General features: G+C 25.1%; 10 protein-coding genes. 2 read left to right on the forward strand and 8 right to left on the reverse strand.

Going from position 1 to position 15,519, the window contains the following annotated elements; translation table 4 throughout:
- Window positions 1-80 precede the first annotated feature (80 nt).
- Entirely contained in the window at window positions 81-1,913 is a 1,833-nt protein-coding gene (locus V2E26_RS00205) for an ABC transporter ATP-binding protein (protein WP_330463459.1), read from the forward strand.
- Window positions 1,906-3,792, forward strand: a complete 1,887-nt coding sequence (locus V2E26_RS00210; protein WP_330463460.1) for an ABC transporter ATP-binding protein — start codon at window positions 1,906-1,908, stop codon at window positions 3,790-3,792. The genes V2E26_RS00205 and V2E26_RS00210 overlap by 8 nt, the downstream gene beginning before the upstream one ends.
- Window positions 3,793-3,868: 76 nt before the next feature.
- On the opposite strand, the gene V2E26_RS00215 is transcribed toward V2E26_RS00210, so the two are convergent.
- The 8 genes from V2E26_RS00215 to V2E26_RS00250 all read right to left on the reverse strand — a co-directional run bounded on the left by V2E26_RS00215 (window position 3,869) and on the right by V2E26_RS00250 (window position 15,479).
- Window positions 3,869-4,561 (reverse strand): pseudouridine synthase, encoded by a 693-nt coding sequence (locus V2E26_RS00215; protein WP_330463461.1) that lies wholly within the window; start codon window positions 4,559-4,561, stop codon window positions 3,869-3,871.
- Window positions 4,561-5,823 carry a M20/M25/M40 family metallo-hydrolase gene (locus V2E26_RS00220; protein WP_330463462.1) on the reverse strand — a complete coding sequence of 421 codons (1,263 nt, stop codon included), beginning with the start codon at window positions 5,821-5,823 and terminating at the stop codon, window positions 4,561-4,563. The genes V2E26_RS00215 and V2E26_RS00220 overlap by 1 nt, the downstream gene beginning before the upstream one ends.
- Before the next feature lie 67 nt (window positions 5,824-5,890).
- A complete protein-coding gene (locus tag V2E26_RS00225; RefSeq protein ID WP_330463463.1) occupies window positions 5,891-7,132 on the reverse strand; it encodes an endonuclease in 1,242 nt (413 codons plus the stop codon).
- Between the two features lie 332 nt (window positions 7,133-7,464).
- On the reverse strand, window positions 7,465-10,278 hold the full coding sequence (locus V2E26_RS00230; RefSeq protein ID WP_330463464.1) for a DNA topoisomerase (ATP-hydrolyzing): 2,814 nt from the start codon (window positions 10,276-10,278) through the stop codon (window positions 7,465-7,467).
- Between the two features lie 14 nt (window positions 10,279-10,292).
- Complete coding sequence (locus V2E26_RS00235) at window positions 10,293-12,218, reverse strand: DNA gyrase/topoisomerase IV subunit B (RefSeq protein WP_330463465.1); 1,926 nt, start codon at window positions 12,216-12,218, stop codon at window positions 10,293-10,295.
- A gap of 58 nt (window positions 12,219-12,276) precedes the next feature.
- Window positions 12,277-12,672, reverse strand: coding sequence for a hypothetical protein (locus tag V2E26_RS00240; RefSeq protein WP_330463466.1), 396 nt, complete (start codon window positions 12,670-12,672; stop codon window positions 12,277-12,279).
- Between the two features lie 16 nt (window positions 12,673-12,688).
- On the reverse strand, window positions 12,689-13,846 hold the full coding sequence (thiI, locus tag V2E26_RS00245) for a tRNA uracil 4-sulfurtransferase ThiI (protein WP_330463467.1): 1,158 nt from the start codon (window positions 13,844-13,846) through the stop codon (window positions 12,689-12,691).
- 1 nt (window position 13,847) lies between these two features.
- A complete protein-coding gene (locus V2E26_RS00250) occupies window positions 13,848-15,479 on the reverse strand; it encodes a hypothetical protein (protein ID WP_330463468.1) in 1,632 nt (543 codons plus the stop codon).
- Window positions 15,480-15,519: the final 40 nt, after the last annotated feature.

The raw sequence follows: 15,519 nt of genomic DNA on the forward strand, positions 1-15,519 counted from the left end.
TTTTTTATATTAGCTTGGAGAAAATATTATAACAATAATGTTATAATAAATGATTATTGTAAAAAGAAAGGGAGGGGAATATGTTTAAACTTTTAAAATATATTGATAAAAAACTTAGATTTCTATCTTTTTTAGTTTTATTTTTAACCACAATTCAAGTTATAGCATTTTTATTCATCCCAATTTTTATTGGACAAATTTCCTCATTAATTGCTCAAAGGGCATTTATGGTTTCAAACCCTCATTTGCCAATTCCAGATTATGTTAATGTAACTATTTTAAAGATGTTTACCGTTTCAGGTACAATAAACGAAAGTTTAAAAAGTTTTTCAATTTATTTTGTAATAGCTTTAATTATAGGAACCATTTCAACTCTCGGCGGCTCGTTGCTGTCATCATATGTTTCAAATAAAGGCGCAAAACAGATAAGGCAAAAACTTTGAGAACATTTAGGGAATTTATCAGAAAAAGATATTGAACATTTTACACATTCAAAAATTATTACAAGATTTACTATTGATATAAATAGAATTCAAATGGAAATAAATCTTTTTTTAAGGTTGAGTATCATTGGACCATTTAATTTAATATTTGGATTAATTTTTGCACTATTAACAGATTTGCAACTTTCAATAACATTGGGAATTTTAGTACCTATTTTAATGATTACAATGATTGTTACAGGATTGCTGATTAAACCGATATTTTCAAGAGAGCAAAAAATGTATGAAAGGATTAATAACGAATCTCAAGAAAGTATTTTGGGTATTAAAGTAATTAAATCTTATAATTTAGAAAAAATTCAAGACAAAAAGTTTCAAGACCAAAATCAATCTTGACAAAAAACATCAAAAAAATCTTGAAATGCTTACAATTTAGCATTTGCATTTGTTAATTTATTTGCTAATTTGATTACAGCTATTATTCTACTTGCAACTGGATACATTGCAAGAAAGAATAATCCAAACGTAGCTGAATATAAAGAACTTATTTCAAGTGCAACTACATTTACTAATTATGTTATGTTTATAACGGTTGGAATAATAATGTCTACTTTTAGTATATTTTCAATTGTAAAATCAATAGTTTCAGCTAAAAAAATTAATGAAATATTCGACACAAAACCAGATATCAAATATGTACAATCGGATTTAAAAATTTCAAAAGGTCACATAGTTTTTGATCATGTTTCTTTTAAATATCATGAGCATGCTGAAAAAAACGTTTTAGATGATATTAGTTTCGAGGTTTTACCTGGAAAAACACTTGGAATTTTAGGTGTTACAGGCTCAGGAAAAAGTACAATTGCTAAGTTGATCAACCTTGATTTTAAAGCTTCATCAGGTACTGTAAAAATAGATGGTAATGACATTACCAAAATAGATACAAAATCTATAAGAAGTTCGATTTCACATGTTTATCAAAAACCATTATTATTGAGTGGAAGTATCAAAGAAAATCTTTTAATGGCAAAAAAAGATGCAACAGAAGAAGAAATTATTGATTGTTTAAAATCTTCTTCGGCATATGATTTTGTATTTAAAATGAAAGATAACATCAATGCTGAGATAAAACCGAAAGGAACTAATCTATCTGGTGGTCAAAAACAACGTCTATCAATTGCTCAAGGACTAATAAAAAAACCTAAAATTTTAATTTTGGATGATTCAACTTCTGCATTGGATGGTACAACTGAGGCAAATATAAAGAAAAATCTAAAAAATGATGCTAAGAAAAATGAATTAACAACAATTATTATTGCTCAAAAAATATCATCGATTATAGATGCTGATCAAATTATTGTGCTAGATAATGGAAAATTATCTGCAATTGGAAACCACGAATTTTTATTAAAAAATTCACCATTGTATTATGAGATTTCAAAAACCCAATTAGGAGGTCAAGATGTATAGTTTAGATCCTTTTAAAAACAAACTAAAATCAGATCTTTCTAAAGAACAAAAAAGAAAAATTATAAGAGAGCAAAAAAAATTAAAGTGGCAAGGTTTTAAACAATTAATAACCTATTTAAATTATCGAAAAGGAATAGTTTTTTGGATTATAACTTTTTCAATATTATCAGCAGCTTTTTTATCAGCAGGTACATTTTTATTAGGTTATATAATGGATAACTTTTTAAGTTATAACTTTTTATTTGGTTTTGACCCTTCTACAATGAAAGAAAATTTTAGTGAATTTAAGTTTTTAGGATATTTCTTTCTACTAATAACATTTTTCCTTTTTCAACAACTCTTTTCCCATATTTCTAATAAATTAGCAGTAAAATCAGGGATATTAGCTTCTTCTAAAATTAGGCACGATGCATATAAATCAATTATGAAAATGCCGATTTCTTTTTTTGAATCATTAAACACTGGTGAATTAATGTCGATTTTAACAAACGACGTCGATAATGTTTCGACTGGGTTAGCTGGTAATTTAAATACGATAATTTCAACAATTTCCATAACAATATTTTCATTTGGTTTTATGTTTTATTATTCAGCATATCTATCAATTATTACAATTTTGTTATTCCCATTATTTTTATCAATTATCTTTTTAATGATGAAAAAATCTATGCCTCAATTTCAAAAAAGACAAAAAAATCTTTCAAATATAAATGGATTTATTGAAGAAGGCTTATCTGCTCATCATTTAATTAGATCATTAGATTATAATGATGAATTAAATAAAAAGTTTGATGAAAAAAATAATAAATTATATAAATCATCACTAAAAGCAAATCTATATTCAGGAATTATGTGGCCATATGGAACTGTCGTTACTAATTTGTTGCAGTTGATAATTGTAATCATTGCAGCTTCGTTTGCAACTGCTGGTATAGGAACGGGTTCAAATAAAGAATTTAGTCCTGGATTAATTATGTCTTTTGTTCTTTATATAAGAATAATGTCTAATAATGTTGTTAGAGTTTTTGAAAATATTTCACAAGTTCAAATTATGTCTGTTTCATCAGTTAGATTATTTAATGTTATTAATCTTAAACCATTAATAAATGAACAAGAATTAGATGTAATTAACAATGAAATTTCGGGATATATTGAATTTAAGAACGTATCATTTTCATATTCAAATAATTCCAATAATTTACAACTTAAAAATGCTTCATTTAAAGCAAAAAAGGGTGATGTTATAGCAATTGTTGGTCCAACAGGTGCAGGAAAAACCACAATAATTAATTTACTAAGTAAATTTTATAATCCTATAAGCGGAGAAATATATATTGACGGCTTTAAATCAAATGAAATTAATGAGAGCTCATGAAGAGAACAGATTTCAATTGTATTGCAAGATACATTCTTATTTAAGACATCAATAATGGAAAATTTACGTTATGGCAATTTAAAAGCCACTGATGAACAAATAATAGAAGCAACTAAAATATCACATGCAAAAGAATTTATCGAAAAATTAGAAAATGGATATAATGAAATAATAACCGAAGGTGGTGCTAATTTATCACAAGGTGAAAGACAATTGTTAGCGATCACAAGAGCAATAATTTCAAATAAAAATATTTTAATTCTTGACGAAGCAACTTCAAATATTGATACAAGAACAGAAAAAATCATTCAAAACGCAATGATTAACTTAATGAAAAATAAAACATCATTCATCATAGCCCACCGTCTTTCAACCATATTAAACGCTGATAATATTTTAGTTATAAACGATGGGCAAATTGTCGAAAGTGGAACACACAAAGAACTGTTATCTAAAAACGGTTTTTATACAAAAATGTATAATTCATCATTTAATGAAGATTAAAAAAACATTGAATAATCTCAATGTTTTTTTATTTTAATCATCTAAATTTAAAAAGAATAAAAAACCAAAAAGTTTTTTAAAAAATTTTTTCTAAATCTTCAAATGAAATTTCTTTTAATTCACCAATTTTATGATTATTATCTAATATTAGTTTACCAATTGATACCCTTTTTAAAAATAAGACGTTATATCCAAAGAAGTTAAACATTTCTTTTACTTGGTGAAATTTACCTTCATAAATTGTAATATATCCTGTTTTACTTGAGATGAATTCAAAATCATATTTTTTTACAAGATAATTGTTAGAAATTAAAATAGGCTTAGGATGATGTGTTTTTATTTTTTCATCAATTTCTTTGTCTATTTCAAAATAATATCTCTTTGGTATTTCGTATTTTGAATTTATTATTCTATGACCCATTTTTCCATCATTACTAATTATCAAAAGACCTTCTGTATCTTTGTCTAATCTTCCATATGAAAAATATTCATTAGGATTTAAATCAATAATGTCAAATATCGTTTCGTTAACTCTGTCATAATTAGCACAAACATAACCTGAGGGTTTATTTAAAATATAATATTGATACTCTTTATAATCTATCTCAAAACCATCAATTGTTATTAAGTCTTTACATGTATTTATAGTAATAGGTTTTAATATTGTTTTATTATTAACTAAAACTCTCCCATCTTTTAACACTTTTTTGCATTCACTGCGAGAAATATTTAGAAATTTATTAATTATTTTTTCAATTCTAACATTCATTACAACTCTTCTTGTATTCTTATTAGCGTGTTAATATATATTTCAAGTGATTTTTTTATTTCATCAAATAAGAAAAATTCGTTTGGGCCATGCATTACGTGCATATATTTAGTAGATCCAAATGCAACGCAGTTTTTAACAATACGAGCATATGTTCCGCCACCTATTGCTATTGGGATTTCATTTGTTTTCATACCCTCATTATATGTATCTATCAATAGTTTTACTAATTTAGAATCCACAGGCATAAACATTGCATTTTTTGTTCCTGAAACTTCAAATTTCACGTTATTAAAATTTGAAGTTAAGTATTCTTGTATTGCTTTTGATACATCGTTTATACTCTTTGAAACAGGCACTCTAAAATCTGTCGTTATAACATGAGAATTTCTATTTGTTTTAATTATTCCTATATTAGCGGTTAATTTTCCAGAGAAGTCTTCAAAATTTTTAAATACACTCGGCATCGAAAAATCGTTATTTTTGAAATTGTTATGAATGAACTTGAATAAATCAAAGTTTATAAAATGACCCTTGTTTTTTAAAATTTCATTAATTGATTTAATTATTGCGTTTTCACCTTTGTTCGGAGTTGAACCATGTCCACTTATCCCATAAATAGTTTGTACCTCATCATTTATTGAAAAAGTTACTTTATCCGGAATTTGATTTGCTACGCTTCCACCATTTATTACAAAGTTATCTATTTTATTAAAAATAAAATTAGCTTGATATATTAATTTTTCAGCAAATATTAAAGGTCATTCTCCATCGGGTGTATATGAAACATCCGGGTGCCCAAAATCTTCTAAATAATATTTCATTGATTTCATAGTTGTTTCTTCTGAAATGCCGAAAATAATTCTTATAGTTCAATCATTACTAATTAAATTATTATCTAGAATATATTTCATTGCATACATATTTATTATTGCAGGTCCCTTATCATCTAAACTGCCTCTTGCAATAATTCTATCATCTGCTATAACCGGGACAAAGGCGGATGTTTTTCACTGTTTTTCATCGCCCGCAGGTACAACATCCAAATGAACTAAAATGCCAAGTATTTTTTTACCTTGCCCAATTTGAGCAAATCCATATCTGTTTTTACTATCTTTATAAGTTTCAAAATTAAATGATTTTGCTAAATTAAGAGCAAAATCTAATGCATCATTTGCATTAGATCCAAAAGGTAAATTATTATCAAGTTGTTCAACGCTTATTGAGGGAATTTTGCATATATTCGCAATGTGGTTTATCATATTCTCAAATTCGTTTTTATTTTGAATATATTCAACGTATTTTTTTATATTATTTCCCCTAATAAAATTAATTATTTATTTTTATAAGTTTCTTACCAACACCTTTATTATTAAAAATAAAACTGTTGTCGTTTTCAAAATAAACCTTGATCAATTCAGGGTAATCTATGAAAGGATTTCTATTTCCTTGGTGTTTGAAAATACCATTATTTCTATCGATATCAAATTGAGAAATTCCATCATTTTTATTTCATTTTAAATATGTTTTTAAATAGTTTGATTTTATCTTATATTTACCTTTTTGAAATTCAAATACTCTTGAACCAGATTCATTGTTTGCTATTGATTTATCACCGTATGTTAAAGCAAAATAGAAAAATACTCTTGCAATATCACCTTTAAATTCATCAATGACTTCAAATACTTTTCTTCCATCTTCAATTCCATTTCCAATTTTTGATCCATTGCTTGAAACTACATCACCATTTTTTGTTTCACCATAAGGAAAATTACCGTGTATTGCATTAACATATTTATCTGAAGGTCATACATGGTGTGCATCATTTCTCATCGGGCTTTGTTTGCTAAATCATGATTGTGCAATAATGTGTTCACGATTCATTCCAGCTCCTTCACGATTGCCTGTATCTCTATATTGTCCAAATCTAAAAGTATGTTTATCCTTTCCATTTGGTATTTCTGTATATAAATCTAGTACTGTGCCGTCATTTTCATAGTATTTGTCTACAAAAGCATCTTTATATGTTTCGTGTAGAGCTGCATAAGATCCTGTTTTATCACGATTAGCTACTTGTATTTTAAAGAGTTCGTTTCTTAGAGTTTCTCCACTTAATCCATTTAATGAACTATAGAATGAATTTGAGCTATCATATTCAATAGCATAACCAGATGATGTTGTTGGGGCAAATCCAGAAGCGGTAGTACTATTATCTTCATTTTCTGGTTTTGGTGTTTCTTTTTCCTCATCATTATCTTGATCTTCATTTGTAGAATTTTCTTGATTTATTTTATTTAAAAGTTGTGTTGCTTTCTCGATTAAAATTGTAAAGTTTTTTGTTTCTTCTAAAGAAAATAAATTTAGGAATTCATTTTGAAATTGTTCTTTTTTTGATGAATCTTTAATGTTGTTTAACTTTGTTGCTATTTCATTTTTTATTTCATGATATTGAATTTCTTTTTCATCTTGTTTTGTTTTAGTATTGCAAGCTGAGGAAATTAAAAAAGAAGCAGGAACAAAAGGTAATATCATTCCAAAAATAAAGCTTTTTTTAATATTATTTTTTTTCATATTTAATATTTCTCCAATAAGTACTGTTAGATTAGTTAGCAATAAAATTATATTAAATAATAGGATATTATTTATTTATATAGCTTGAAAAAATAAAACGTATGAACCTTTGTTAAGTTCATACGTAATTATTAATTGTTAAATTTATTCAGATTGTGCTTTTCTTGCTTCTCTTCTTAAATCACGAGCTCTTTCTTTAGCTAATTTTTTTGCTCTTTTTTCAGCTTTAACTTTGTTAGCTAATCTTACATCTTTTCTCATATTAATCCTTTCTTTGAATTCATCGTTTTGTTCACATTATTTAGGTTAAAAAAGATAATAATAAATTATAACTATTTTTTCTTAATTTGTTTAACTTTTTGTTCAATAATTGATAGATCAATATTATCCATCAATTGAATTTTTTCATCTAATGAAAGTTTGCTTCGATTATTTTTATTTTTACTTTCATTATCGATGGTTATAAAGTCTTCTTGAATTTCGAATAGCTCGATTTTATCATTTTCTAATTTATCATCACTTTTCAAATCATCTTCTATCAATTCTTCGTTTTTATTAGTGTGATAATATCTTTTGAATAAGGTTGTTTCAGTTGTTAATTCAATATTATTTTCGTGTTCTTTTTGATTTAAAAAATAATTTTTTAATTCTTCTTTTTTGTTATTATCCACATCAATTAATTCATTAATTTTAATATGTTGTATTAAAAATCCACTATTATTAAATTCAATGTTTAAATCGACTAATTTATCATTTTTGCTTCGATCTTTAATTATTTTTTCTAAACTTAATCTATTAATTTCATTATTTTTATCACTGTAAAATAATTCTAATTCTTTGGTATTTACTTCTAAACATTTTGGAATACAATTGTTTGCCTTAATAAAGTTGAATAATTTTGTTCCTCTATTGCTTCTATTTGTGTATTCGATATCACTCATTGATCATTGTTTTGCCATCCCACCTTCAGTTATCATTGTAACTGAGTTTAGTTTTGAACATGTTGCAAAAGCAGATACAAAAGTTTTTTCATTTGTTTGTAATTTTGGAAGTAATTTAATTCCTTGAGCCCTTAATGCTAAGTCTGTTGAAAAAACATTTTCATTTATTAAGAAATATGATCCATTGTTTAGTAGGATGAAAATATCTTTTTCATCGTTCCCAATTTTTGCATCAATCAATTCATCATCAGCATTTTTAAAACTGATACAAGTTCTTTTTTTATTTAACACTTTTGAATCAAAGTTAGCTATTTTGACTTTTTTTGCATACCCGAATTTAGATATTAAGATTATATTAATATACGAATTGTATGAAGTAATTTCCATAACTCTTATTACTTTTTCATTACTATCTAAATTTACTAATGAAGAAATGTGGTTACCTATTTCTTTTCATGCATTATCTTTTAAAACATGTGCTTCAATCACAAAGAAATTACCTTTGTTTGTAAAAAATAAAAGTTTTGATAGTGAATTTATTTTGTCGTAATATTTAATAGTGTCATTTTCTTTTAATTTATATGTTGAAAAATCGTTTGAATTAAATATTTTTAAGCTTATTTTTTTAATATAACCTTCTTGTGAAATAAAGAAATAAAAATCTTCATTTTTAGCTAATAATTTGTGATCAACTTCTTTATTGATTGTCTCATTTTTTATTTCTGTTTTTCTAGGTTTTGAATATTCATCCTTAATTTCTTTAAGTTGATTAATTAAATATTTATCAAATTCATAATTATCATTCAATAATGTTTCGCATCTTTTGATTAGTACTTCAAGATTATTTTTTTCTTCTTGGAATTCTATTTGATCCATTCTCGATAATTTGTATAATCTTAATTCAGCAATAGCAGTAGCCTGAATTTCGGTGAAATTAAATCTCTTCATTAAAGCAAGTATTACACCCTTTTTTGAATTATCGCTTTCTTTAATTAATTTAACAACTTCATCCGAAATTTCTGCAACTCTTATAAATCCTTCTACTATTTCATGACGCAATTTGTATTTTTGTCAATCATATTTTATTCCATTAGTATTAACTAATCTTAAATGTTCTAAGAAAGCATACAGAGCTTTATCTAAAGACAATAAACATGGAGCATTTTTATAAATTGCAAGCATGTTATAGTCGTAATTTATTCTTAATTTAGTTTTATTCATTAAGTATGTTAATATTGCCTCAGGATTTGAATTATCTTCTAATTCTATAAGAATTGATAAACCGTTTCTGTCGGATTGATCTCTTACCTCTTTTATCCCAGAAATAGTTTTTGAAGAAATAATCGAATCAATTTCAAAAACCATTTTTGATTTAACTACACCAAATGGAATTTCTAAAATTTCAATAGCAACAATATTACCCTTTTTATCTTCAATAAATCTATATTTGGAAGAAAGGGTAATTTTACCTCTACCACTCTTAAAAGCATCGACTATTCCGTTTGTTCCATAAATTATTCCCCCTGTTGGAAAATCAGGACCCTTTACATATTCCATTAATTGTTCAACAGATATGTTAGGTTTTTTTATCATCGCAATTGTTGCATCAATCAATTCACCTAAATTATGAGGCGGAATCTGTGTTGCAAAACCTGATGCAATTCCAACGGCTCCATTTACTAATAAATTAGGAAATAATGTTGGTAATATGACTGGTTCATATTCAGAATCATCAAAGTTAGGTATCATTGTTATAACTTTACGTTCTAAATCCTTCAACATTAATTCAGTTATTTTTTCAAGTCTAGATTCAGTATAACGCATTGCAGCAGCAGGGTCATCATCGATAGAACCCTTATTACCATGCATTTGTACAAGCGGGTAATTGCTTTTTCATTCTTGAGCCATTCTAACCATAGCTTCATAAACAGAACTATCACCATGAGGGTGGTATTTACCTAAAACATCCCCAACAATACGAGCTGATTTTTTAAATGGATCTTTATTTCTTAATTTAAGATTTCACATTGAAAATAATATTCTTCTTTGCACAGGTTTAAGTCCATCTCTTGCATCAGGAATAGCTCTTTGTTGAATAACATATTTTGAAAAACGAGAAAAACTACTACTCATTATTTCAATCATGTTTTTATCAATAATATTTTCAATTACCGATTCAATTTCTTTTTTACTGTTTTTATCCATAGTAATCTCTCTTATTATTTTTTATTTATTTCAAATTCATCAATACTTGAAAAGTCAATGTTGTTATTAATTCAAGCTTTTCTAGATTCAGAATCATCGCTCATAAAGGTAGTAATACTTCTTTCAGTTAAACCTTGGTGATCTATATTTACCTTTATTATTGATCTTGTTTCAGGGTTCATTGTTGTTTCTCATAATTGATCTGCATTCATTTCACCTAAACCTTTATATCTTTGTATTTCATAATTAGAATATTGAGAAGTTATTTCCTTTAATCCTTCTTCATCTCATGCATAGAAGTGTTTATTATTTGAATTTCTTATTGTTATTTTGTATAGTGGAGGCATTGCTATATATACCATTCCAGCTTCAATTAATTTCTTCATATATCTTCAGAAGAAAGTTAGTAATAACATTTGTATATGTGCACCATCAACGTCGGCGTCAGTCATAATAATTATTTTTCCATACTGAGAATTTTTAACATCAAAATCCTCACCAATTCCAGCTCCAATTGTATTTATTATTATTGCTAGTTCTTCATTTGCTAAGATATCAATTAACTTAGCTTTATCAGTATTCATAACAATTCCTCTTAAAGGTAAAATTGCTTGAGTTACTCTGTCACGACCCATTTTTGCAGAACCGCCAGCTGAGTCCCCCTCGACTAAAAATAATTCTTTTACTTTAGGATTTTTTGATTGAGCAGGCGTTAATTTACCAGAAAGAATTTTTTTAGAATCTAATTTATTTTTAACTTTTCTTGCTTCATTTCTAGCATTTCTTGCAGCCATTCTACCTTCATAGGTACGTTTTATTTTCTCGATTATCTTATCAGCCTCAGCCTTATTTTCATTTAAGAAGAAATTGAATTTTTCGCTGAAAAATTCTTCGACAGATTCCCTTGCTTCTGGGGTTCCTAATTTATCTTTTGTCTGACCGACAAATTCTAAAATATTTTCAGGAACTTTTAAAGATACAACTGCAATAATCCCTTCTCTTACGTCCAAACCATCGAAGCTAATTTTAGATTTTGATGAATTATTATTTTTTGAATATCATTCATTAATAGTCTTTGTTAGAGCAGTTTTAAAAGCAGTTTCGTGAGTTCCACCATCTCTAGTTTTAACATTATTAACAAATGAGTATATAGTTTCACTGTAATTTTCTGTATATGCAAGTGATATTTCGATTTCGATATTATTTTTTCCCACACCAGATGCAAAAAATACGCTACTTATGAATTTTCTTCCTTCACCAACAAAATTAATATATTCCTTAATTCCTTCATTAGTTTGGAATACAATATTTTCATTTGTATTTTCATTAATGTAGTTTATTTTTAAATTAGAAATTAGAAAACTTGCTTCTCTTAATTTTTCTTTAACAGTTTCCGATGAAAACTTAGCTTTTTTGAAGATAGTATAATTAGGTCAAAATTGAACCTTTGTTCCTTGTTTGTTAGTAGATCCTACCACGTATGTTTTTTGGGTAATTTTTTCTTGTTCAAATGAAGTAAAGTATTCTTTTTTATCTCTATAAACAGTTACTTCCATTTTAGAACTTAGAGCATTAACAACTGATGATCCAACACCATGTAAACCACCACTGGTTTTATAAGCCCCATCCCCAAATTTACCACCAGCATGTAATTCTGTAAATACTAATTCAACACCAGTCTTACCTGATTCGTGTTTGTTAATGGGAACTCCACGTCCGTTATCTTCAACAATAACTGATCCATCTTTTTTTAATATAACCTTAATATTGTTTGCAAATCCAGCTAAAGCTTCATCTATTGCATTATCCACTATTTCTCAAACTAGGTGATGTAAACCGTTTGAATCAGTTGAACCAATATACATACCGGGTCTTTTAATAACTGCATCTAAACCTTTTAAAACTTTTAAATCTTTTGCTTCGTAATTATTTGTGCTCATAAAATTAATTATATATTTTTTATTTATTTAATAAAAAATAAAACGTCAATATGACGTCTTAAATTCTAAAATTTTTGTTATTTTCTTCAAATTGATCATTAATTAAATTAATATCAGCTTGATAAAACTTATTACCTAATCAACATTTAATTTTATTATTTATCTTCTTATTTTTAGTGATTTTATATATTTTTGCAAAGTGTTTTTTTACTATGTATTTTATTATAAAAAATAAAGAAACCCATACTGTTAATAATATTGCACTAATTATTCCAAAGTATAAAGGGTAATTGCCTGTTTTAAATGAATTTGTTATTGCATTTAAGGTAAAAAATGTTATTCATAAAGCAGTAATAGCAATTGGAATAAGAATGATAATCGAGATTATGAATCAATATGCAACATAGGCTTTTTTGGATTTTGGATAGTCTTTAAGTTGTCTTAAAATACTCATGTGTTCTCTCCTTTTTTTAAATAATATCAAACTTTTTGATTATTATTTCGTTTATAACTTCATCTTCTAACTGATTTAATTTTTCTAATTCTTCTTCTAATTTTTTTACTTCTTCCCTATTTGGTTTGGTAACAGGAAATTTAGGAGCAAAAAGTTCGCATGTTTCACAAGCTTTTTGAATTGAGATATCCATTGTTTTAATATCGTTTGCAATCTTTATTGTTTCATTTTTATCAAACGTTAATAATGGTCTAAAAATTGGTAAATTACTTACTTCTGAAATTGTATAAATAGATTCAAGAGTTTGCGAAGCTACTTGTGCTAAATTTTCACCATTCGAAAGAGCTTTAATATTGTATTTTTCAGCTATCTTTTGAGCAATTCTATAAAAACTTCTTCTCATTAAAGTTATTTTATATTTTTGATTCGAAACTAAACCGATATAATTCATTATTTTAGTGTAATTAATTTGAAATAGGGTAGAAGAACCTTGATATTTAGTCAATAAACTGATAATATCATCGATTTTTTGAGTTGTTTTTTCATCTGTGTGAGGTGGGGTTATAAAATTTAAAAATGCAACTTTTAAACCTCTTTTTTGTAATAAGTTAGCAGCAACTGGTGAGTCAATACCACCACTTATTAAATGTAATACTCTGCCTGATGATGATACAGGCATGCCTCCTAACCCATTGATATAATTACTAAAAACATAGGTATATTTATCTCTTATTTCAATATATATTGTTAAATCAGCATTAGTTAAATTTACTTTTTTATCACTAAAATTACTTAAAATAATTCCACCAAAATGCATATTTAATTGTGAAGAATTTAATGGATAATTTTTATTATGTCTTCTTGAATTTATTGCAAAACTATTAAAGCTATTTTCTTTAGCAACCTCGATAACTAATTTTTCAATGTCATCTAAATTTGTAGATGTTTTATAAACAATTGAATACGATGAAATTCCAAATATGTATTTTAAAGATTTTAAATTCTTCACTGAATATTTGCAAAAAGCCCTGTCATATTCAACTTTTAGTTCTTCTTTTGGAATATATAGTTCAATATTTCTTCTTAATTGATTAATGAAATCTTTCTTATTTTCACCTTTAAGGGTTAATTCTCCATATCTTATTAATATCTCTTTTGAATGTTCACAATTCATATTATTTATCTCCTTTGTCATTTTGCTTTTTAACAGTTTTTGATATTATTTCATCAAATTTTTCCTTGTAAAATAAATTAATAAGTTCAGCATAAATTCTTTGATTATTTGGATTATTTGTGTCTTTATTATTTCTAAAGAAATTAGTTATTACGTTTTTACTTATTTTTATTTTTAAATTAAGTTCAATTACTAATAAATTAATTAATTTAATAATATTTTCAATTTGATTTTGCTGATAATAATTTTTGTAATTCTTCATACTTTGGTTAAATAAATTTTGATAGAAAATTATTTCATCTGTAAGTTTGTATTCAAAATTATGAAACGCAAAACAATTAATAAATTTATCATTTAATATTTCTTTATTTCCTTCAATGTTTCCTCCATTGAAATTTTGAATAATTTCTGATTGAATATTTAATATTTCTTTTATTTTTTTCAATAAAAATATTAGTTCTTCTTTTTTATTTTTGAATGAAATATCTTCAATTCTCTCAAAGTTTTTAGTCATAATAAACTTTAGATATATGTATTCATTATTAATAAAATCATTATATTTATTATTGTATTTTTTTAAGATTAAATTATTTTCCTTAATAAGTTGATTATTTTTTAATAATTGATTAATTATTTTTTTAATATTATCTTGTTGATTTTTTAATAATAACAAACTATTCATTTCGTTATTTAATAATAAATATTTTCCTTGAATTTCTTTTTCTAAATCATAAAATAAATCTAAGTATTTTTTATCTCATTGTTCAATAGTATTTTTTATTAAATCTTCTTTTAATGATTTTATTTTTTCTTCCAATTCTTTAATTTTTTCTTTGTTTATAACTTTTTTAAATATATTTTGATATTCATTTGAATATAACTCAACTAGATTTTTTAAAAAATTAAGAGGAGATTCAATATTTTTATTAATATAATCAAAATAAGCAATTCCTTTAAAAAAGCTTTTTGAATATATAGATAAAAGTTTTAATATTTTATTTTGATTATATAAATTTTTATTGTTTGAAAATAATATGTTTTGTTCAAAATCATTTAGTATATCATTTATTTCATTTTTTAAATTAAGACTACTTTTTTTTGCAAATATTAAAAAATCATTTTTTTGATTATTGGATATAAATTGGTCAATATCGAAGAATATTTTTTTTGTTTTTGTTAAAAAAATTATGTTTTTACTTATTTCATTACTTTTATCAAAAAATAAAATTAACGATTTTTGTTTATTTAAATTTAAACTTGTTTTTAGAAGTTTTTCTGAGTTTTGAATAATAGTTTTTGATTCTTTATATTTTTTTAATCAGCCTAAACCTTGATCATTTTTTATAAGCATTATTTTATTTAAATTAATTTTTAGTTTATCTAAATTAATTTCATAGTTGCAGATTTTATTAGCAATATCTTCTTCTAGTTTTTTATATTCAATGTTGTCTTTTCCTAATTCAAAAAATTGGTCATTTACTTGCTTTAATTTTTCAATATTTGAATTTATTTTTTGTATTTTTTTGTTCAGTATTTTTATTTTAAAAATAAGCATTTTTTTAAATAGTATGACTCCAATTATTATTAAAATTAGTAAAAATATTGGTATAGATATTCCTATTGATCATTTCATGATTATAAATTATATTTTATTAATCAATAAATTACGTTAA

Origin of the sequence: Metamycoplasma gateae, assembly GCF_036352135.1 — a bacterium.
GTDB lineage: Bacteria > Bacillota_I > Bacilli_A > Mycoplasmatales > Metamycoplasmataceae > Metamycoplasma > Metamycoplasma gateae.